Annotated in this window: 13 protein-coding genes, 1 tRNA gene and 1 pseudogene; 6 read left to right on the plus strand and 9 right to left on the minus strand. The window is 68.6% G+C overall.

Annotation, left to right across the window (positions count from 1 at the left end; genetic code table 11):
* From B7R24_RS10240 to B7R24_RS10255, 4 genes are all read right to left on the minus strand, one after another.
* Positions 1-1,042 (minus strand): DUF222 domain-containing protein (locus B7R24_RS10240; protein ID WP_216364029.1); only part of this gene is annotated, 1,042 nt, incomplete at its 3' end.
* Between the two features lie 245 nt (positions 1,043-1,287).
* A tRNA-Met gene (locus B7R24_RS10245) sits at positions 1,288-1,361 on the minus strand.
* A gap of 84 nt (positions 1,362-1,445) precedes the next feature.
* On the minus strand, positions 1,446-4,343 hold the full coding sequence (locus B7R24_RS10250; protein ID WP_116418880.1) for a UPF0182 family membrane protein: 2,898 nt from the start codon (positions 4,341-4,343) through the stop codon (positions 1,446-1,448).
* Between the two features lie 75 nt (positions 4,344-4,418).
* On the minus strand, positions 4,419-5,552 hold the full coding sequence (locus tag B7R24_RS10255) for a YlbL family protein (protein ID WP_172582789.1): 1,134 nt from the start codon (positions 5,550-5,552) through the stop codon (positions 4,419-4,421).
* 142 nt (positions 5,553-5,694) lie between these two features.
* On the opposite strand from B7R24_RS10255, the gene B7R24_RS10260 reads away from it, so the two are divergent.
* Together B7R24_RS10260 and B7R24_RS18120 are read left to right on the plus strand one after the other, a co-directional pair.
* Positions 5,695-7,134 (plus strand): zinc-dependent metalloprotease, encoded by a 1,440-nt coding sequence (locus B7R24_RS10260; protein WP_172582790.1) that lies wholly within the window; start codon positions 5,695-5,697, stop codon positions 7,132-7,134.
* 230 nt (positions 7,135-7,364) lie between these two features.
* A pseudogene (locus B7R24_RS18120) lies at positions 7,365-8,000 on the plus strand (hypothetical protein); the annotation flags it as partial.
* Here the strand turns inward: B7R24_RS18120 and B7R24_RS10270 are convergent.
* Entirely contained in the window at positions 7,954-9,702 is a 1,749-nt protein-coding gene (locus tag B7R24_RS10270) for an ATP-dependent helicase (protein WP_116418987.1), read from the minus strand. The pseudogene B7R24_RS18120 and the gene B7R24_RS10270 sit on opposite strands and share 47 nt — an antisense overlap.
* Complete coding sequence (nudC, locus tag B7R24_RS10275) at positions 9,699-10,712, minus strand: NAD(+) diphosphatase (protein WP_253259394.1); 1,014 nt, start codon at positions 10,710-10,712, stop codon at positions 9,699-9,701. Before nudC ends, B7R24_RS10270 begins: the two co-directional genes overlap by 4 nt.
* A gap of 61 nt (positions 10,713-10,773) precedes the next feature.
* Here nudC and B7R24_RS10280 point away from each other — a divergent pair, with 61 nt between their 5' ends.
* On the plus strand, positions 10,774-11,826 hold the full coding sequence (locus B7R24_RS10280) for a phosphotransferase (protein WP_116418882.1): 1,053 nt from the start codon (positions 10,774-10,776) through the stop codon (positions 11,824-11,826).
* A 32-nt stretch (positions 11,827-11,858) separates the two neighbouring features.
* Here B7R24_RS10280 and B7R24_RS10290 read toward each other — a convergent pair whose 3' ends face one another.
* Positions 11,859-15,182, minus strand: a complete 3,324-nt coding sequence (locus tag B7R24_RS10290) for an ATP-dependent DNA helicase (RefSeq protein ID WP_253259395.1) — start codon at positions 15,180-15,182, stop codon at positions 11,859-11,861.
* Positions 15,179-18,646, minus strand: coding sequence for a UrvD/REP family ATP-dependent DNA helicase (locus B7R24_RS10295; RefSeq protein WP_253259396.1), 3,468 nt, complete (start codon positions 18,644-18,646; stop codon positions 15,179-15,181). Before B7R24_RS10295 ends, B7R24_RS10290 begins: the two co-directional genes overlap by 4 nt.
* Before the next feature lie 154 nt (positions 18,647-18,800).
* On the opposite strand from B7R24_RS10295, the gene B7R24_RS10300 reads away from it, so the two are divergent.
* Genes B7R24_RS10300 through B7R24_RS10310 form a run of 3 tightly spaced genes read left to right on the plus strand, consistent with a single transcriptional unit; the run spans position 18,801 to position 20,611 of the window.
* Positions 18,801-19,025: a DUF3107 domain-containing protein gene (locus tag B7R24_RS10300; RefSeq protein WP_116418883.1), complete on the plus strand. Its 225-nt coding sequence runs from the start codon at positions 18,801-18,803 to the stop codon at positions 19,023-19,025.
* A gap of 26 nt (positions 19,026-19,051) precedes the next feature.
* A complete protein-coding gene (locus tag B7R24_RS10305; protein ID WP_116418884.1) occupies positions 19,052-19,357 on the plus strand; it encodes a hypothetical protein in 306 nt (101 codons plus the stop codon).
* A gap of 9 nt (positions 19,358-19,366) precedes the next feature.
* Positions 19,367-20,611: a kynureninase gene (locus B7R24_RS10310; protein ID WP_116418885.1), complete on the plus strand. Its 1,245-nt coding sequence runs from the start codon at positions 19,367-19,369 to the stop codon at positions 20,609-20,611.
* On the opposite strand, the gene B7R24_RS10315 is transcribed toward B7R24_RS10310, so the two are convergent.
* On the minus strand, positions 20,601-21,317 hold the full coding sequence (locus B7R24_RS10315) for a ferritin-like fold-containing protein (RefSeq protein WP_253259397.1): 717 nt from the start codon (positions 21,315-21,317) through the stop codon (positions 20,601-20,603). The genes B7R24_RS10310 and B7R24_RS10315 overlap by 11 nt on opposite strands.
* Positions 21,318-21,735 lie beyond the last annotated feature (418 nt).

A 21,735-nucleotide genomic window follows, 5' to 3' on the forward strand; every position in this document is an offset into this window, starting at 1 on the left:
AGAGGAGGGTTTCGATCGTGCTCGCAGGCACGGGTTCGGTGAGACCGTCGATCCAGCCGACACCCCGGCCGGAGATGATGTCGTCGAGGGTGGCGTGCACGTTGACGGTGGGTGCGGCCCCGTTCAGCCGCGGCATGGTCGGGAGACCTGCTGCGGTGGTGACGAGTTGGAGGAGACCGTCGGCGAGTTTCTGACCCCGAGTGCGGGTGTCGCGGAGCAGCGGGTCGACCTCGCCGCCGTCAGCCGGGTCACCCTCACCGGTGGTGCCGGTCGGGTCGGAGGTGCCGGTGCCGGTGTGGTCGGTGAAGGTGGGGATGCGGGGACTCGTGAACGGCTCCAGGGCTGCCCGCAAATGACCGGCCGCGGTCGGGGGGAGGAGGCCGGTGAGTTTGGTCATCCCGGTCTTCTCCGTGACCAAGGTCAGGTGACGTCTGTCGTGCAGTTGCGCCTCTGTCGGCTCTGTGCCGTCGGGGTCGAGGTGGGCGATCATCCGTACCGCGAAACGGTCGATGACGTCTGCGGAGTAGCACTGGCCCCCCAACGACTCTTGCGCCAGAGACACCAGTTGCGCTTCGGCTTCCAGGAGAGCATCCGTGAACCCGGTACTTTTCGCCACCCGGCCGAGCCTGGTCGTGATCACGGTGGCTACGTCAAGACCGATCGCTCCGAGCCCGACCGCTTCGGCGACGTGGGAGAACGCGGGAAGGTTCGGCAGCCCACACAGCGACATCGTCACACGGAGCTCCCCACCGACCTTCATCAGCTTCTTCGCCGTGTGCTCACTCGTACCCGTATTCGCGGCGAGGAACCCGGCGGGGGTGGTGAAGTTCGACTTCTTCGACATCCCGTCTTCGCCGAGTTCGGGCCTGCACCGCTCAGCCACCTCCCCAGCCAACTGCAGACGCAACGATGTGACCAACCGTTCCAGGTACTCCACCTGCACCACACCAGCCATCAACACACCAGTGGCAAGCCCCGTGGGCGCGGCAGGAACGGCACCCGAAGACGGATCCAAAACGCCCAGGCTCAAAAGAGCATCCACGCACCCCACAATCGCCGACGCCGTGTCAGCAACAGGAGGTGTGGGCGGTGGTTTCATGACTCAAGTCAAACACCAACCACTGACATTACCTCAGCAAACACACCACGAGACAGACCAATCCAGAAAATTCTTTCTGAGAGTTTTCGACCCAGCCCATACCCGCGGATCTGGTCCCAAGAAACTTACCCACACAACGCAGAAGGCCCGGTCTGAATGAGACCGGGCCTTCTGTTTACTGCCTTTTGTTGCGGGGACAGGATTTGAACCTGCGACCTCTGGGTTATGAGCCCAGCGAGCTACCGAACTGCTCCACCCCGCGGCACAAGATGTAACACTATCACAGCCTCAAGCAGCCGGTGACCGCGGGGCCCGAAAGCCCCGCGATCACAGTGCCAGCGAGACGCTACTGCTGCCCTGAGGCTGCGATGGCCGCAGCCACCGCGTCTTTGAGCTGCTGGTCGGCTACGCCATAGGCCGTCCAGTCCGCGGCCTGCAGCGCAGCATCCCGAGCCGCCAGCGCGGTCTTGGCGTTGGCCAACGCCTGCGTGAGCGCGGCATTGTTGCCCGTGCCGGCTGCGGCGCCCGTGCCGGTTCCTGCGGCCGCTCCGGTGCCCGTGGTGGGCGATGTGACGCCGCCGTCGCCGGCTGTGGCCCCCGAATCACCTCCGAAGAGGTCGTCGAGCGCAGCATCCAAGGTGTCTTCGAAGGCGATCTTGTCACCGAAGCCGACGAGGATCTTCTGCAACAGCGGGTAGCTCGTCTCACCCCTCGATCGCACGTAGACCGGTTGCACGTACAGCAGGCCGCCTCCGACAGGGAGGGTGAGCAGGTTTCCGCTGAGCACCTCGGTCGACCCCTGTTTCAGCAGGTTGAGCGCCTGAGACACCGTCGGGTCGGAGTTGAACTTGTTCTGCACCTGCCCGGGGCCCGGCACCGTCGCATCCTTGGGCAAAGTCAGCAACCGCATCTTGCCGAAGTCGGCAGACCTCTGCCCCGCAACATCGCCCGCGTTCGAGTCGACGGCCAGGTAGCCGTTGAGACTCTTCGACGTGTCTTCGCCCGTGAGCGGGATGAACGTCGAGTACAGCGAGTACTGGGGCGAGTCCTGGCCCGGCACCTTCAGCGTGAGGTAGTACGGCGGTTGCACGGTGGGGTTGGAGGCAGGCGAGGTCGGATCGTTCGGCGTCGTCCACGCATCTTCACGGGAGTAGAACGATCCCGCATCGGTCACGTGGTACTGCCCCAGGATGGCGCGCTGCACCTTGAAGAGGTCAGCCGGGTACCGCACGTGGCTCATCAGCTGCGCACCCATGTCACTCATCGGCTTGATGGTCGACGGGAAGATCTTCTGCCAGGTCTGCAACAGCGGATCCTGGTCGTCCCACGCGTAGAGCGTCACTTTTCCGTCGTAGGCGTCGACCGTGGCCTTCACCGAGTTGCGGATGTAGTTGATGTTGTTGTCGGGCGCGTATCCCGGCTTCGGTGTGTAGGTGTCGGCGATCGCTGCACTGAGACCCTCGGTGCGCGAGTACGGGTACTCCGACGTCGTCGTGTAGCCGTCGACGATCCAGACCACCTTGCCGTCGACGACGGATGCGTACGGATCCGAATCGATCGTCAGGTACGGAGCTACCTTCGACACCCGAGTGGCAGGGTCGCGGTCGTAGAGGATCTGCGAGTCGTTGTTGACGGCCTCCGAGAGGAAGATCTCCTGCGACTGGAACTTGAGCGCGTAGGCGAGCTTGTTGAAGACGTTGTCGAGCTTCGGGCCACCGTCGCCGTCGAAGGTCGTGTACGTCTGTGACGCGCCATTGGTGCCCGATGGGTAGTCGAGCTCGATCTGCGGTGACCCGGCGGGAGCGCCGACGATGGAGTAGTCGGGCGAATTCTCACCGAAGTAGATGCGCTGCTCGTAGTCGCCCAGCACACCCGTGCTCGGGATGCCCGACTCGGCGAACACCGGCTGGCCGTCGACCGACCGCTGGTTGCCGTAGGCGGCGACCAGGCCGTACCCGTGCGTGTAGACGACGGTCTGGTTGTACCAGCTGGCAGACGTGCCCAGCTGGGCCAGGTTGAGGTCACGAACGGTCGACACCGTGTCTTGGCTCTTGCCGTCGATCGTGTACCGGTCGACGTTGAGGTCGGTCGGGAACTGGTAGTACTGGCGGAACTGCTGTAGCGCCGCGAACGTGCTGCTGACGAGGGCCGGGTCGAGAATACGGATGCTCGACGTCGTCGCCGCGTCGGCCCGCAGTGCCCCGGGTTCCGCCGTCGTGGTCGCATCGTACGGAATGGTCTCGACATTGCTCACGTCGTAGGCGTCGCGGGTGAGGTCGATGTTGTCCTGGATGTACGGCTGCTCGAGGCTCCGCTCCGACGGGTCGACCTGGAACCGCTGCACCACCCACGGGTAGAGCGATCCGAGCACGAGGCCGCTCACGATGAGCAGCGCCGTTCCGATCACCGGCAGGCGCCAGCGCCCGATGAACGCGGCGAGGAGGAAGAGAACGGCGACGATGACGGCGATTCCGGCGAGGATCTGGAGTCCCGGGATGGTGGCGTTCACGTCGGCGTAGGAGGCACCCGTGATGAGGCCGCCGCTGTTGGTGAGTGTCGCGAACTGGTCGAGCCAGATGCTCACACCCTGCAGCAGGAGGTAGATGCCCGCCGTGATCGCGATCTGGATGCGGGCCGTCTTCGAGATGCGCACCTCGCGCTGCCCGAACCGGATGGCGCCGTAGAGGTAGCTCGTCGCAATGGCCGAGATGCCGGCGATCAGAACGACGGCCGACGCGAAGCCCACCACACTCTGCCAGAACGGCAAGTCGTAGACGTAGAACGAGATGTCGAGATTGAACTGCGGGTCGGTCTTGCCGAACGAGGTGCGGTTCAGGTACTGCAGCACGACCTGCCAGCGGGCGGCGGCAGAGACGCCGGCGAACAGGCCGAGCAGGGCCGGGATGCCGATGGCCGCGAGCCTCCGCAACGGCTCGACGACCTGCTGGTAGCGATCGAGCTGCGAGTTGAGTTTCGCGTAGACCGGGCGGAACCGGAACGCGATCTCGATGCTGACGAAGACGGGAATGGCCATGGCCAGGAACCCCACGACGAACATCACCGCTCCCGCGATCCACTGGGTGGTCAGCACACTCAGGAAGCCGAGCTGGTTGAACCAGAGAACCTCGGTGTAGAGGTTGGTGAAGACGAAGAACAGAATCGCGAGAACGGCGATGACCGCTATCGCAACCGCGACGACGGTTCGCGATCGTCTGGCGGGTTTCTGGGCTGTGGAGGATGTCACGGATAGCCTCTTGTGTTAGCTGTGGGGTTTGGGCCTAATCCTAGACAACCAATACTGGGAAGCCGCCTCCGAGGCTCAGCCGGCCGCCTGAACCGTGTCACAGGTTGGCAACGAATCCGTGTTCGTCCCGGAGGAGATGTCGTTCAGTACGGTCAGCGAGTCGCTGAGGGTCGTCACGGCGAAAACTTTCAGCCCGTCGGGAACGTGCCCGACCACCTCATCGCAGTTGGTGGACGGCGCAAGAAAGACGGTCGCCCCGCTCTGCTTGGCACCCGAGAGCTTCTGGCGGATGCCGCCGATCGGCCCGACGGTTCCATCGGCCGTGATCGTGCCGGTTCCAGCGACCTTCTGGCCGCCGTTGAGCTCTCCCGGCGTGAGCTGGTCGATGATGCCCAGCGCGAACATCATTCCCGCGCTCGGTCCGCCGACGTTGTCGAGCTGGATGTTCACGGTGAAGGGAAAGTCGTAGTTCGCCGTGGTGGCCGCGCCGATGCCCAGCAGAACCGCACCGCCGTCGCCCGCCTTCGGCGTGACCTGCACGGTACTCTCGGCGCTATCACGGGTGATCACGATCGTGGCTGGTGCAGCATCCCCGTTCGCCGTCACCGCCGCCTTCAGCCCGTCGACCGTCGTGACCGCCGTGCCATTGACCGAGTCGATGAGGTCGCCGGACTGCAGGATGCCCGTGGCCGGCGACCCGTCGGCGACCTGGGCGACACCCACCGTTGCTGTGGTCGTGAACGGGATCTTCAGGTCGGTGAGCGCTGCGGCGATCGCCTCCTGCTGGGAGTCGACCATCTGCGCCGCGTTCTCCTCGTTCTGCTGGTCGACACTGACCGACGGCGGATAGATCGCCTCGAGCGGAACGATGGCGCGGGACGTGTCGAACCACGCTCCGACGATCTCGGCCCAGCTGGGGCGGGAGTCGGGCGTACCGACCACAGAGACCGTGAGCATGTCGAGCGCTCCCGAGGTGGGGTAGGTCGTCGCTCCCTGAATGGTGATGAGCGGGACAGCGGTGCCGTCGTGATCGCTGGTGCCGAGGGTGTTGAAGACAGGACCGGGCTGCTCGATCACATAAGGGGAGGGAATGAAGCTCATCCCGAGCGCCAGAACGAGCGCGGCGATGAGGCTGACCCAGCCTGCGGTGCGTCGACGGGAACGGGGTTTCGCGGGCTCCGTCGGCTGCGTTTCACCGAAAAGGCTCACGGTGTCCTTTCAAAGGGGTGGTTGGGGTGTTCGCCACAGGCGCACGGCCGACATCTCAGCTTATGAGAAATCCCAGCTTGGCGATTGGGCCACCGGCTAGCGTAGAAGTCGATGCTGATAGCCGGCACTGAAGGGTTTCACCGTGACTGACGAGCCAGACAAGAACTCCGAAGACGAGTTCACCGAAATGCTTCGCCAATTCCTGTCGGGCAACTCCGAGCTGGATCCGTCGAAGCTGGCGAGCGCTGCCGGGCTGCCCTCAGACCCCGCCGCCGTCGCAGCACTGATGCAGCAGCTGCAGAACGCGATGCAGAACACCGGCGACGGTGTCGACTGGAAGGTGGCGCTCGACGCCGCCCAGCAGATCGCGGTCAAGGATGCCGTGACCATTGCTCCCGCTCAGCGTTCCGCTCTCGAACAGGCCCTGCACGTCGCCGCCCTGTGGCTCGACGAGGTCACCTACGTCACCGAGCTCGCTGCGACACCGAGCCTGCTGACCCGCAAGGAGTGGGCGACCGCGACCATGCCGGTCTGGGCGGAGGTCGCCGAACCCGTCGCACTGAGTATCGCCGACGCTCTCACCCGGGTACTGAAAGACCAGGCTCCCGAAGAACTCTCCGGCATGATGGCGAGCGCGAGCCAGCTCATGCGGAACATCGGCGGGGCACTGTTCGCCATGCAGCTCGGTCAGGTCGTCGGGCAGCTGTCGACCGAGGTCGTCTCCGGCGGCGACGTCGGCATTCCGCTGATGGCAGACCAGCAGGCGGCCCTCGTCCCGCAGAACATCGCAGCCTTCGGCGAGGGTCTCGACATCCCCACCGACCAGGTGCAGCTCTATCTCTCCGTTCGGGAGATCGCGCACGCGCGGCTGTTCCGGCACGCGAAGTGGCTCCGGCTGCACATGATCACCTCGATCACGGAATTCGCCCGGGGCATCTCCATCGACACCGATCGCCTCGAAGACCTCGCGTCGAGCTTCGACCCCTCGAACCCCGAAGAACTGCGGCAGGCCATGGTCAGCGGCGCGCTCATCCCGCCGAAGTCGGAGACGCAGCTGCAGGCGCTGGCCCGCCTCGAGACGACGCTCGCGCTCGTCGAAGGATGGGTCGACGTGGTGACGGCGGCCGCAACCGTGCGGTTGCCCAAGCGCGACGCGGTCGCCGAGACCGTGCGCCGCCGCCGGGCCACGGGTGGGCCGGCCGAGTCGGCGTTCTCAACGCTGGTCGGTCTCGAACTGCGGCCGCGCCGCCTCCGCGAGGCTGCAGTGATGTGGCAGGCGGTGACGGATGCCGTCGGTGCTGAGGCACGGGACGCACTGTGGTCCCACCCCGATGTGGTACCCACGAGCGAAGACATCGACAACCCGCAAGGGTTGGTGGCGCGGCTGCTCGCGGGAGCCCCGGAGCCCGACGAGATGGATCTGGCGCTGGAGGACTTCTTCCGCGCGGAGGAGTCGGGCCCGGACGCATCCGGGCAGGCTGAGCCTGTGCAGGCTGAGTCCGGGCCGGCTGAGCCTGGGCAGACCGAGCCTGGGCCGGCTGAGCCTGCGGATCGCGACCCCGAGGCACCCCCCGTCGTCTGACCCGCTCGACCTGTGGATAACTTCTGACGCCCCCCGCGGCAGAGGTGCATCATGGGCGCATGCACTCCCCCACCCTTCGTCTGAATCCGCGCTTCCCTCTCGTCTGGCGAACACCGACCTCCCTGCAGCTCGGCATCGACGCGCCCGTCGTGCGCCTCGACGACGTCACCCTGGCCGAAGAACACCTGCTGCACTCGCTCCTCACCGGGGTCAGCCTCGAGGGGCTCCGGATGATCGGGGCACGCTCAGGCGGAGCACCGGGGTCGGCCTCACGCCTCCTCCGGCGGGTCGCCCCCGCCCTCCTTCGTGAAGATCATGGCGCCGCAGCCGTGGCGCTCACCCCGACCCCGCTCGCTGGCCGCGCGATCGCAGTGGTCGGCGGCTCCGCCGCCCGCCCGGCGGTGCAGGGGCTGCTGCGACAGCTCGGGGCCGTACCCGGGTCACCCGTCGAGCTCGCCGTGATCGTCTCGTCGTGGTCGACTCCCCCGCCGGAGGCCGCCGCCTGGCTTCGGCGCGACATTCCGCACCTCGACGTGGTCTTCAGCGATACCGGGGCCACGGTCGGGCCGCTCGTCGTTCCGGGCGGGGGTGCGTGCCTGCACTGCCGGGAGCGGCACCGCATCGAGCGCGAACCGTCATGGCCGGCGATCGCGGGGCAGCTCTACGGCCGGCCGGCACCCACCGAGGTTCCGCTCCTGATCGCGCGGGTGCTGCCGGTGGTGGCCTCGCTGTGCGTGCTGCACCTGCGCCTGGGCGCGGGTGGGGATGCGGGACCGGGTGCCGTCACCCACCTCGATGCGATCACCGGCGAGGTTCGTCTCAGCCGGCAGGCCGTGCATCCGCAGTGCGCGTGCCGAGCTCTGCCAGAAACCGTGAAGCCGAGCGAACCTGCGAGCGACTCGCCCCCGTCTCGGCCCACGACAGCAGAAGTCTCTGTCTCGCCCGGGTGATGCCCACGTAGAGCAGGCGACGTTCCTCGTCCACCTGGTCGAGAGTGGTCGCGTAACTGATCGGAACGAGCCCCTCGCTCAGTCCGATGATGAAGACCGTCGGCCACTCGAGGCCCTTGGCCGAATGCAGGGTCGCGAGCGTGACGGCCGAGATGGTCGGTTCGTGCTGCCCCGCCTGGCGTTCCAGCAACTCGTCGGTGAACGTGCGGAACGAGGTTCGAGCGGGCTGCTGCTCGGCGAGGCTCATGATCGCGTTCAGCGACTCCCACCGGTCGCGAACGGCACCACGGCCCTCCGGAGGGCTCTGCGACCAACCGAGCGAGCGCAGAACGTCGCTCACCGACTTGAAGAGGGGCTCCCCGCTGATCGAGACCGATGCCGCCCGAAGCGACATCACGGCCTGCTTCACCTCGGGCAGGTCGAAGAAACGCTGCGATCCACGGATCTGGTACGTGACCCCGGCCTCGGCCAATGCTCCTTCGAGAGCGGCCGCCTGCGCGTTCATGCGGTAGAGAATCGCGATGTCCTCCGGCTTCGTTCCCTCCACGATCAGGCGTGCGGCGGCGGCAGCCACGGCTCGGGCCTCGGACGCCTCCGAGGAGTGACCGGTGACAGACGGTTCCGGGCCCCGGCCGAGCTGATCGGCGGAGGCCCGCAGGTTGAGCGCGCCCGTGCGCCCGCGCATCAGCCGGTTGGCCGTGTCGACCACCGCGGGTGTCGAGCGGTAGTTCTGTTCCAGGCGCACCACGGTGGAATTCTCGTAGGCAGAGGCGAACGACAGAAGGAACGCCGACTGGGCCCCGGCGAACGAATAGATGGTCTGGCTCGCATCGCCGACCACGCAGAGATCCCGGCGGTCACCGACCCAGAGGGAGAGGAGATGGTGTTGGAGGGGAGAGACATCCTGATACTCGTCGACGACGAAGAACCGGTACTGCTCACGCACCTGCATCGCAACCGACGGTTCTGACTCGATCATGCCGGCCGTGGCCAGCAGCACGTCTTCGAAGTCGAGCTGCTTGCGCTCGTCTTTGATGCGCTCGTACCCCGTCTGCAGATCGAGCACCTGCTCCACGCTGAGCGTGCCGGGGAGGGTGCGGCTGCTGCGCGCTGCGAGACCGTAGGCCTCGATCGACAGGTTCGAGATCTTGCGCCACTCGATCTCGGCCGCGAGATCGCGAAGCGTCGCAGTGTCGACCCGCAGCCTGAGCGTCTCAGCCACCTGGCCGATCAAGCGGGCCTTGCCCTCGAGCAGCCGCGGAACGTCGCCGCCGACCACCTGCGGCCAGAAGAAGTTGAGCTGGGCGAGCGCTGCAGAGTGGAAGGTGCGGGCCGAGACTCCGCCGGCGCCGAGGGGTCGCAGGCGCGAACGCAATTCGGCGGCCGATCGCGCGGTGAACGTCAGGGCCATCACCTTGCCGGGCGGAAAGACCCCCGTCGCCACTCCGTACGCGATGCGGTGGGTGATGGCCCGGGTCTTGCCGGTTCCGGCACCGGCGAGCACCACGACGGGGCCGAGGAGTGTCTTGGCCACGACTCGCTGCTCGTCGTCGAGACCCGAGAGCAGAGCATCCACCCCCGTCGCCGGGAGGGAACGCTCGTCGGAATCGTTCGTCACCACGTCGGCCGAGGCAGCGGCCCGCCGTACCAGTGCTCGATGATGGCGCGGGCGATGGATGAGGAGCCGGGCAGCAGCACGGTCTGGTTCGGGTCTTCGAGGTCTGCGCGGCTGAACCAGCGCACGTCGAGGATCTCCTCGCCGTCGGGCAGCAGCGGGTCGGCGGCCGAGGCCGGGTCGACGTGGGCCAGAAAGCCGCACATCAGGGAGGCAGGGAACGGCCAGGGCTGTGAGCCGAGGTACTCGGGCTGCAGGATGCGCACACCCGACTCCTCGAACACCTCACGAACGGTCGCTGCCTCGAGGGACTCCCCCGGCTCGACGAACCCGGCGAGCAACGAGTACCGGTTGTTCGCCCACAGTGCGTTGGAGCCGAGCAGGATGCGGTCGTCGGCGTCGACGATGCCCACGATCACGGCCGGGTCGGTGCGGGGGAAGATCTCGATGTTCTGCACCGGGCACCGCCGAACCCAGCCGCCCTTCTCCGGGAGCGTCGCCGCTCCGCAGCGCGGGCAGTGGGTGTGGGAGTGGTGCCAGTTGAGAATGCCGAGCGCCTCCGTGAACGCGCCCGCGTCACGGTCGCTCAGCTCCGCTGCCACCGTGCGGAGGCTGACCCAGCGATTCTCGTCGGGCTCGAGGGTGCGGGCAGCCTCCTCAGAGAGGTCGACGGCCACCAGCCGGGTGCCGACGGGCTCGGGGGCGTCGGTCGAGAGGGAGGTGCCGAGGTAGACCGCGAGATCGTACTCGGGAACGGCTGCTGTTCGGAGGAAGGCGAGGGTCGGATGCTCGGCGGCGGCCGCTCGTTCGGGGTCTGTGGCACCGGCCCAGTCCGCCTCGCCCGCGATCGCATTACCGCCTGCGAGCAGGGCCTGCTGGTTCCAGATCGGCAGGACGCGCACGGTGTCATCGGCCCAGAGCACCCCGAACAGGTCGGCGGTGTCACGGGAGAGGTGGTCGCGATCGATGTCGAAGCGCGACAACGGAAGGGTGTCGAGGAAAGTCGTGTGCACGGGTTGACCAATCATGCGTGGCGAAAGCCTGTGAGCGGAGAAGCCGCCCTACCCTGAAGGTATGGCCAGATCCTCTCTCACTCTAGCCGCGCTCGCCACTGCTGCCGTCGCCGGGCTCGACGTCGTTTCGACCACCCCGATCTCCACCGGGCTGACGGGTCGCTTCGACTCTGCGCTGCTCACAGCGAGAGGCGGTGAGCAGCTCATCATCCGGGTACCGACATCTCAGGAAGCCGAGACCGAGCAGTCCGGCGACCTCGTCGCGCTGCGTGCACTCACCACCGGCTCCCGCGGTCGGCTGCCCTTCCGCGCGCCGGAATTCCGGGGTCAGGCACCCGTCGGGCAGACCCGGGGCCACGTCTACGACTTCATCCCCGGGGCGCCCGCCAGTTTGGAGAGCCTCGACCACAGCGTCGAACTGGCCGAATCGTTCGGGCTGGCCATCGCCGCCGTCCATTCGCTTCCCACCTCGGTCATCACCGACGCGGGACTCCCGGTGTTCAGCGCGAGCGAGTCGGTGCGGGCAGCGACCAGCGTGAAGGACCGGGCGGCATCCACCGGCCGGGTGCCCGTCGATCTGCTCACCCGGTGGTCGCTGGCGCTCGACGACAGTGCGCTCTGGCAGTTCCAGCCGGCGGTCATCCACGGTTCGCTCGGGCCGGAGTCGTTCCTCATCTCCGGCGAACGGGTCACCGGCATCCTCGACTGGTCGAACCTCAAAGTCGGCGACCCGGCCAGCGACCTCTACTGGTTGAGCTCGGTCACCCGCGAGGAGTCCGCCACCCGGGTGTTCTCGGGGTACAACGTGGGGCGCGCCGGCCCGGTCGACCGTCAGCTGCGAAAACGCGCCCGGCTCTATGCGGAGCTCGAGATCGCGAAGTGGCTCGTGCACGGCTCCGACCTCCGCGACGCGGCGATCGTCGACGACGCGGTGGGCATGCTGAACGGGCTCGCGTCGACAGCGCAGGCCGATCTCGTCAATCCGCTCTCCAGCGACACCGGTCGGGTGCTCGCGGTCGATGAGGTCGAGGCTATGCTCAGCCAGACCCCCCGCCGCGAGCCGGTCAACGCCCGCGACCACGCCAACGCCGCCCGCATCAGCGACGACGACTGACCCCGGCTCGCGCGAGGATCGGCGGGGACTGATCAGCCCGCGAGGGCGGGGGCGACGCGCTCCCAGAGGGCCAGGAGTTCGGCCTCCGAGTAGAGGCGGGCGGGAGCGATGACCTCGTCGGAGGCCACGAAGTAGAAGACGGCGTCGACATCGACCGGGTCGACGTCTCGGTAGCGCGCGTACGCCAGGCGGTACAGCGCGAGCTGCAACTGCTTCTCGTCGAGGTCGGCGGCGTCTGAGGGTGCGCGGCCCGTCTTCCAGTCGACGATCTGGTGACGGGTTCCGCGCCGGAACACCGCGTCGATCTTGCAGACCACGATGTTGCCGCCCAGCACGAGGTGGATCTCGAGTTCAACCTCTTCGGGCTGCAACCCTGCCCACTCCGACGCCTCGAAGGTCGCCTGCAGCCGTTCGAGCTCGGCGTCCCCGGAGGCTCCGGTGCCGGAGCCGGCACCCGCACCCGCACCCGCAGCCGCAGCCGGGGGGCCGGACGCAGCGAGACCGTCCGCCGACGCGAACCCGGATTCCGCTGAGGCGCCGAACACTGTCTCCGTCCCGAACTCCGTCTCCGTTCCGAAATCCATCTCCATCCCGAACTCCCCCGACACATCGAGCTGCTCCGACCCGCCGACGAGGCCGAACCGGTTCTCGACCCAGGAGTGGAATCGCGTTCCGAGCCGCGTCTGCCGGTACGGCCTCTCCGGCATCGGGCGGCGCAGGCGGTTCAGCACCGCCTCCGGGTCGGTCACGTAGTCCTTGAAGCGCGAGGCGGCGACGCGGGTCGGAATGACCGGCTTCTCCCCGGCGAGGGCCTCCGCCCGCTCGGCGAGCAGCAGCTCGATGTCGGCCGACCAGGGCGTCTCGGCGCCGGGGTCGGCGGTGAGCACGGCCTGGGCCGCCGCCGCGACGCGCTCCCCGCGCGATCCGAGCGGTTCGAGCGGCCACGGCACGAGCATCACGGAGTCGGCCAGCGGATTCTCGGTGTTCTCGGGCTCATCGGGCAGAGCATCCGGAGCGACCAGGCCGTGCTCGGCAAGTTCGCGAAGGAACAGCCCGGCGCGACGCGGCTTGAGTTGGGTCGACCAGAACGACCCGCTCAGCAGGAGGCTCTCGCGCGCCCTGGTCACCGCCACGTAGACGAGCCGCCGCTGCTCTTCGGCGTACCGTTCGACGATCTCGGAATTATAGGCGTCTTTCGCCTTCGCGAACTCGGCCTGGCTGACGGATGCCCGCCAGGGCAGCATCGGAAGCTGGCCTGCATCGCCACGGAACTCGTACGGCAGCTCACCGAACGCGAGCCAGCCCTGCTTGCTCTGCGGCTTGCCCGGGAGCTCGTCGTCGACCATGCGCGGCACGGAGACGACGTCCCACTCGAGGCCCTTCGAGCCGTGGATCGTGAGGATCTGCACGGTGCCGGGCTCCGGCTCCTCGGAGCGCGGGCTCAGCTTGTCGCGCTTCTCCGCCTCGGTGAGCCAGGAGAGAAAGGCGCCGAGGCCGGCAGTGCGGTCGGCGGCGACGAAGCCCGCGATCTGCTCCGAGAAGGCATCGAGGCTGGCGCGCCCGAGGTAGGAGCTCTCGTTGGCCGCCACCTCGATGTCGAGCAGCAGCTCCTGGGTCACGAGGTTGACGAGGTCGGGGAGGTCGAGCCCGGTGCGGGTGCGGAGGAACGTGAGCTGGCGACCGGCGGAACGCAGGCGCTCCAGCCCGACGGGTGAGAAGTTCTCGAGCATCCGGTGCCCGTCTGGGCAGTCGGACACGAAATCGAGGGCGTCGACGAGCGACCGGCCCTCGTCGACGACGACCGACTCCCGGAGGCGCTGTTTCAGCGCCGGATCCAGCTTCGCGAAGTGGTGGTCGCGCTCGGCGAGCCACGAACCGACCCGGCTGAGCTCGAACACGTCGCGGAGGCCGACCCGCCAGCGGGCCCCGGTGAGCAGGCGCACGAGTTCGGACTCGGCGTTCGGATAGTAGATGACCCGCAGGGCAGACACGAGGTCGGCGACCGCAGGCTCCTCGAGCAGGCCGCCGAGGCCCAGCACGTGGAAGCGAACACCCCGCTCGCTGAGCGCCGTCGTGAAGGCATCGATCTTCTTGATCGAGCGGCAGAGCATGGCCGCCGACCTCGGGGCGCCGCCCGGGCCGGGCTGTGCGAGCTGGGCCTCGAACCAGCCGGCGATGGCCCGGGCCTCGTCGTCGACGGTCTCGCCGAAGAAAGCGTCGAGGGTTCCGGTCGGTGCCTGTGGCCGCGGATCGAGGCGTGCCACCGGAACGGCCGAGACGGCGGTCAGCGGTTCGACGAGGCGGTTGGCCGCATCCAGCACCCGCAACGGATTGCGCCAGCTCGTCGAGAGTGGAAAGGCCAGCGCGCCGGCAGGGTCGCCCGTGAAGTCGACGGCGAAGGTGCCGAGGTTCGCGGCGCTCGCCCCGCGCCAGCCGTAGATCGACTGGTGCGGGTCGCCGACCGCCATCACGGGCCGGTCGGCGAAGAGGGTCGCCAGGAGGCGGGTCTGCACGACGCTCGTGTCCTGGTACTCGTCGAGCAGCACGACCCTGAAGCGCTGGCGGTACTCGCTGACGACCCGCGGCACCCGTTCCGCGATCGCAAGGGCGAGCGCGACCTGGTCGGAGTACTCGACGAAGCCGCGCCGAATCTTCTCGCGGGCGAACTGGTCGGCGAGGTCGACGAGCACCGGCAACGCCTGCACCGCGGTCAGCGAATCGCGCAGCTTGGCGTTCAGAACGGTGACCTTCGTCGAACCGGTCGGCAGCTCGGCGAGTTCGCCGAATCGGCCGGCCATCTGCGTGACCTCGGCGGACGTGACGACGTTCTCGCTCATCGCCCGGCTGAGCGACAGCACGGCCGCGGTGATCGTGTCGATGGACTTGTCGAGGGTGATGAGCCGATCATCCGTGCTGGTCGTCACCAGTCGACGGGCGATCTGCCACGCGGATGCCTCACTGAGGATGCTCGAATCGCCCTCCCGCCCCACCAGCAGGGCGTTGTCGCGAAAGATGCTGTTGGCGAACGAGTTGTAAGTGGCGATCGTGGGCGAGTCGAACGGATCGAAGACCACCGACGTGAGCCGTGCTGCCGCCAGCTGGTCGATGCGCGACCGCACGCGCTGGGCGAGCTCACCGGCGGCCTTGCGCGTGAAGGTGAGCCCCAGCACCTCGGGGACAGCGACGAGGTCGTTCGCCAAGAGCCAGACCACGCGGTTCGCCATCGTCTCTGTCTTGCCGCTGCCGGCTCCCGCGATGACGATGCTGGGCGACAGGGGCGCCTCGATGACCGCCTGCTGCTGGGGCGTGGGCGGTGGCAGCTGCAGGGCCCGGGCGATGGTGAGGGCGCTGATCATCGCGAGCTCACCGCCTTCACCAGGTGGATGCGATAGGGCCAGCTGCCGTGCGGGTCATGTTCGTCGAGACCCTCACGCCCGGGGAAGGTCGTACCGGCCATACCGAGGGCGGCCGTCTCGATGCGGTCGCGGAAGAACGCGACGGACTCCTCGTCGAGGGGCGCCTGGCTGAGGAGTTTGTAGAGCGCCCTGTTCGCACCGGCGCCGGAGGCCAGGGCGACGTAGAGCAGCACTGCGCCGCCGTTCACCCGGGGCTGGTGCGGGTACCCCGCGGAGCCGATGGCGGCGTCCACCGCACCCACCGCCGCTCCCACCGCCGCCTCCACCGCAGCCTGCTCGACGACGGCCTGCGCCTCGGCGCCGATCGCTCCCGACTGCAGCGCGAGCTGGTAGCTGCCGAGCTGGGCGTGCCTGGCGACGGCAGCGGCAGCTGGCGCAGAGGCGCCGGTCTTCAGATCGACCACCGAGACCCGCCCGTCGGGGCGGAGTTCGACCCGATCGACGGTTCCGCGGAGCCGCGCACGCCCGACATCGAGGGCGAAACTCGCTTCGCCGCCCAACAGTGCGCCGCCATCGCGCTCGAAGTCGAGCAGGTACTCCGACAGGCCCCTGACCTTCTGCGCAGTCTTGCAGCGCTCGCGCTCCCCAAGCCAGGGTGACTCGAACTGCAGTTCGTTCCAGCGCTCGTCGAGCGCGCCCCAGAGGGCCTCCTCGCTGAGATCTGCCCCGCTCTCTGCGGTGACCTCCTCCATGACGGAGTGCAGGAGCGTGCCGATACCGGCCGACAGCCCGAAGGTCGACCCCGACACCTTGTCGATGAACCACGCCAGCGGCGACTTCTCGAAGGTCTCGAGTTTCGACGGCGAGACCTCGACCACGTTCTCGGGCACCTCGAGGTCGACGAGGGGTTCGAGCGTGGAGGGTTCGAGCAACCCGTACCACGACGCCGGGTCGGCCCCGGCAACCTGTTCGCGGGCGAGCCGCGCAAGCGCATCCGCCGCCGCGGGGTCGCCGGTCTCGGCGAGGCGCCTTCGCAGGGTGCCGGTGAGTGCACGGAGGGAGAGTGGATGCTCGGCGGCGGTGCGCGCGGGCGGCGCGGTTGCGGCGGGGCGGGCCGGCGGCGCCGGTGCGGGCCGCTCAGGCCGCTCGGCCGGTGCGGGCCGATCCGATACGGGCGGCTCCGGCGCGAGGCGGATGAAGGGCGACGGCTGCTCGTCGTCGTCGGCCACGCAGGTCAGCACGACCTGGGTTCTGGCACGCGAGACGGCGAGCACGAACATCCGCAGCTCGTCGCCGAGCACTTCGGCACGTTCGTCGACGTCGGCGCGCCGGGCCCCGGCCACGATCGCGCTCAGGCGGTCGGGGTGCAACAGCGAACCGCGGAGCCGCAGATTGGGCCAGACCGACTCCTGCAGGCCTGCGACGACCACCACCTCGAACTGCGCTCCGATCACCCCGTTCGGCGTCGACACGACCACCGCGTCGCTCGCCGAGCGCGCCGAGAGGGAGTCCTCCGGAACTTCGGCGGTCAGCATGTCGACGAGAAAGTCGACCGCCGGCCGATGCGGCGTTCGCTCGACGAAACGCGTGGCCGAGCTGAACAGCCCCACGACCCCGTCGAGGTTGCGGTCGGCCTCGGCGGCGAGGATCCCCGAGCCCTGCGACTGCTTCAGCCATTCGGTGGCGAGCCCGCTGCGACTCCAGAGCTCCCAGAGCAGTTCTTCGATGCTCGCTCCCGCAGCGCCCTGTGACCGCACGGCGGCGAGTGCGTCGGCGAACCGGCGTGCGCGCCTGGCCGGGGCGGAGTCGAGGGTCACGAGGCGCCCGGAGTCTTCGAGGCACTCTCTGACGAGGGCCTCGGCCGGGCGGTTGCCACCGCCGGCCAGCTCCTCCTGGCGGAGTGCCAGCCGCAGGCGCCGGAGGGCGACGGCGTCGAGACCTCCGAAGGGGCCGAGCAACAGCTCCGTGGCGCGGTCGTCGTCGAGCGGCTCGGAGCCGATTGCGACCGCGACGGCGAGCGCGAGGTGCCGCGCCGCGTAGTCGTCGCGAAGGGCCCGCCCACCGGTCTGGGTCGCGGTGGGCACCTCGGCCAGGGCGAGGGAGCGAACCAGCGACGAGATGAGTGCGCCGGAGCGCACCACCACGGCCATGTCGCGCCACGCGACGCCGCGCAGAAGGTGGTGTTCGCGAAGCAGCTGGGCAATGGCGGCAGTCTCGGCCGAGGGCGACACCGCCTCGATGCGCCGAACGGCCGGCACCCCGCCCAGGTCTTCCGCCCCCTCCGCACTGCCCCCACTGTCCGCACTGTCCGCACCGGCGACCCCACCAGCACCAACCGCGGCCGCACTGGCACCGACCGCACGCGCGGCGCGCTGCTGCCCCGCCGCCGCCGCCCCGATGCGCGAGGTCGCACGCTCGACGAGACTCCGGATGACCGCACCGTGCCGGTAGACCGTGGAGAGGTAGAGCGGCCCCACGGTCCGGGCCCGCGGTCCGAATACCGCGCCCAGGCGTCCGAGCGTGTCTTTCTCACCACCGCGGAACGTCGTGGTCGCCACATCGGGGTCTCCGAACGCGATCACCGCCACGCCACGGCGCGCGAGGGTCGCGAGGAAGTTGAGCGCGCCGCGGCTCAGTTCTTGCGTGTCGTCGACCACGATCATCCGCACGCCCGTGAGCACCTGGCTGCCGAACAGCGGATTGCCCGTGGCGAGCTCCAGCCGCGCCGCGGCGATGAGCTCGGCGGCGTCGAGCGAGGCGTCTCGAAAGCTCGCCACCACGTCTTGGTACTCCCGGGCGAACTGCCCCGCCGAGACCCACTCCGGCACCCCGTGCTCCCGCCCGAGCCGCTGCAGGGCCTCGGGTGAGATCCCGTCTTCGGTGGCCCGCATGAGGAGCTCGCGCAGTTCGGTTCGAAAGCCGCGCAACGCTCGCACATCGGCTGTGAGCGGATCGGGCCACTCGGGGCCGAGGCCCTCCGCGAGGTGGCCGTCGAGCAGGTCGGCGATGATGCGATCGTGTTCGGAACCCGTGAGCAGCACCGGCGGCTCGGCACCGGAGGCGGCCCGGGCACCCTGCACGATCTGGAATGCCAGGGAGTTCACCGTGCGGGCGAGCGGCCCGTTGGTCGGGAGACCGAGACGCAGGGCGAGCCTGTCGCGGAGCCGCGTCGCGCTCTGCCTCGTGGGGGTGAGGGCGAGCACCTCCGAGGCCGCGTACCCGCGCACGAGCACCCGCTCGGCCACGACCTCGACCAGCGTGCCGGTCTTGCCGGAGCCCGGTGCCCCGATCACCGACGCGCTCACACCGTCGGCGAGCGCCAGTACGGCGGACTGCGACGCATCGAGCGAGAGCCCGCCCCGGGCCCCGGCGTCGGTTCCGGTTCCTGTTCCGGTTTCAGAAGGCGACGCATCTGCGGGCGCCGTCGAACCCGACAGGTGTTCGAGGGTCTGCGGAGTACTCACACGACGACGCTAACCCGCACCTCCGACATCGCCGGTGTTCGCTCTCGGCGAGTGACGCAACGGGCCCGGGCGGCAGGACGGGCATCCGTTCTGCCGTACTCTGAACGGGTGGTTCTGTTCACAGGCCACGACAACTTTTCGAAAGGCGCACCTGGTGGAAATTCGTATCGGCATTGCACACTCTCCTCGCGAACTGAGCTTCGAGACCAACGAGTCCCCCGATGCCATCGAGCAGACAGTCTCGGCCGCCCTCACCACGGGCACCGGCCACCTCGCCCTGAAGGACAACAAGGGCAAGCTCTACCTCGTGCCCGTCGCCGGCCTCAGCTACGTCGAGATCGGCACCGAAGAGTACCGCCGCATCGGCTTCGTCGGCTAGTCGCCGACCCAGCCCCGGCCACGCACATGGAACTCCTCTTCGTCATTCTCGGCGGCATCATCATCGGTCTGCTGGGTCGCTACCTGTTGCCGCTTCGCGAGATGCACGGTGCGCTCCTCGTTCCGGCGATCGGTGCCCTGACCGCGGCCATCGTGTGGGAGGCGCTGACCTGGCTCGGCCTGCCCTACGACGGCGGGTGGATCTGGGTGATCACCTTCGTCGGCACCGCCGTCGTGGTGGCCATCGCGACCACGTTCCTCGGTCGATCACGGCGTTCGCACGACCGCGCTGAGCTGAGCCGCCTGCTGGCCCCGAAGGCCCGCGTCAGCTGACGCCCCGACATGCAGTTCGACCGCGCTGACTCCCTCGACGCCGCTGATCCCCTCGCCGGGTTGCGCTCGCTCTTCGTCGAACCGGCCGCACGAACCGAGAACGCACCGTCCGACTCCGTCGTGGCCTACCTCGACGGCAATTCCCTCGGTCGACCTCTGCTCTCAACAGCCAGGGTCCTCAGCTCGTTCGTCGACGACTCCTGGGGCACCCGCCTCATCCGCGGCTGGGACGAAGAATGGATGTCGCTGCCGACCGTCATCGGCGACGAGCTCGCCGGGGCCGCACTCGGCGCAGCTGCGGGGCAGACCCTCATCGGCGACTCCACGACCGTGCTGCTGTACAAGGCCATCCGCGCCGCTGTGGCTGCGCGCCCGGGCCGCACCGAGATCGTGGTCGACAGCGACAACTTCCCCACCGACCGCTACCTGGTCGAGGGCATCGCGGCCGAGTGCGCTCTCTCGGTGCGGTGGGTCGAGACCTCGCGCACCTCGGGCCTGACCGAAGCCCTGCTCGCGCCGGTGCTCGGCCCGCAGACCGCCGTGGTGGTGGCCAGCCAGGTCGCCTACCGGTCGGGTCACCTCGCCGATGTCGCGTCACTCACCCGCCTCGCCCACGACGCCGGCGCCCTCGTGGTGTGGGATCTCTGCCACTCGGTGGGCAGCGTGCCCATCCTGCTCGACGACTGGCAGGTCGACATCGCTGTGGGCTGCACCTACAAGTACCTGAACGGCGGTCCGGGCTCCCCCGCCTTCCTGTACGTGCGGTCGGAGCTGCAGCCCGAGCTGCAGCAGCCCATCTGGGGCTGGTTGGGCCACGCCGCCCCGTTCGACATGGGCCCGGGCTACACGCCCGCCCCCGGCATCCGGAGCTTCCAGAGCGGCACACCCCCGGTGATCGGGATGCTTGCGATGCGCGACATGATCGCCCTCATCGCTCAGGTGGGCATCGACCGAATCCGCGCCAAATCGGTCGCGTTGACGGAGTTCACCATCGCGCTCGCCGACGACTGGCTCGAGCCGCTGGGAGTTCAGGTCGCCTCACCCCGGCACAGTGCGGAGCGCGGGAGCCACGTCACCCTCGACCATCCGCGGTTCAGGGAGGTCGTCGCGTCACTCTGGAAAGACGGCGTCATTCCCGACTTCCGGGCGCCCGAAGGGCTGCGGGTGGGGCTGTCGCCGCTCACCACGAGCTTTCGCGAGGTGGCGGAGGGGCTCCAGGCGGTTCGCTCCGAGCTCGAGAAGCTCAGGCCGTGAGACCCAGCCCGTCCATCCGGCGACTGTGCTTGGCGATGAGCTCGGTGAACACCGGCTCGATGCGCTCCTCATCGGTTCGCGCATTGTCGGTGTGGTGGATGGCCGACCGGGCGACGAGCAGCGTGTCACCGACCAGGCGGCGGCCCCAGAGCGCCAGGCGCGAGCCGAGAGAGGCGTCGGAGCCGATGGCGTCGTTCAGCAGCACGACGATGGCGTCGCGGTGGGACGCGGCGTCGACGATCTGCGAGGCGCGCGGCCCGATCTCGCCCTCGAGCCCGGTGGCGAGCAGCACGAAGAAATCGTCGAGGATGCCCGCCGTGAGGTAGATGCTCGCGAGCGACTCGAACCAGTCCGATCCGCGCACGACCGCCTGGTAGCGGTCGATGGCCGGAGCGAAGACGGCCATCACGGCCGCCGGGTCGTCGTCGCGGCGACGGAGTTCGGCGACGAGCTTCACGTGCTTGTCGAGGGCAACGCCGGCAGCGGGCGCCAGGGCCTCTTTGGCGCGCACCGTGGGTGAGAGCATGACGGCCCGGGCGATGGACTCGAAGATGGCGAGCTGGATGTACGCCGCCTGCCCGAGGTAGGGCAGAACCTCGGGCGTGAGTTCGGCCAGGTTCACTTTCGGCAGGGCGTTCGGTGCCCGGCGCGGCCTCAGCCGCGGAACATCGATGCGCACCGCCTGGCGCCTGAAGTTGTCGAACACTCCGCCACTCTACCGACCCGTTCACACCGCGATGCGCGGCGTACGGCGGGTGCACACACACCAGGCACTAAACTAGGGGTGACCCTGACACGAATCGGGGCCTCCACGCTGCCGCCAGGCGCCATCGCCTGCCACCAACACGCACAGGTTCGCGTCGTGCATCCGCACCGCTCGCCCACTGCCCGCAGCGTACCCATTGACCTGACAGGGCCCCTCACTGTGACTACAGATCCGTCCACACCCGAACCGTCCACACCCGATCCCACCGCTGATCCCGCAGCCGAGAACCGCACCGCCGCCGAGGTGCTCGCCGCGGTCGACCTCAGCGTTCCCGAAGATCTCAACGCGCCGGTCGCCGTCATCGACGTCGTCGCTCCCGACCCGCTGGTCGGGGATGCCTTCCTCACCGACACCACGT

This window comes from Subtercola boreus, from assembly GCF_003399645.1.
In the GTDB taxonomy this organism is placed as follows: Bacteria; Actinomycetota; Actinomycetes; order Actinomycetales; family Microbacteriaceae; genus Subtercola; species Subtercola boreus_A.

Coding starts and splice junctions, on each gene's coding strand:
- B7R24_RS10280 (WP_116418882.1), top strand. CDS start 10,774: ATGGCCAGATCCTCTCTCACTCTAGCCGCGCTCGCCACTGCTGCCGTC.
- B7R24_RS10290 (WP_253259395.1), bottom strand. CDS start 15,182: ATGATCAGCGCCCTCACCATCGCCCGGGCCCTGCAGCTGCCACCGCCC.
- B7R24_RS10305 (WP_116418884.1), top strand. CDS start 19,052: ATGGAACTCCTCTTCGTCATTCTCGGCGGCATCATCATCGGTCTGCTG.
- B7R24_RS10310 (WP_116418885.1), top strand. CDS start 19,367: ATGCAGTTCGACCGCGCTGACTCCCTCGACGCCGCTGATCCCCTCGCC.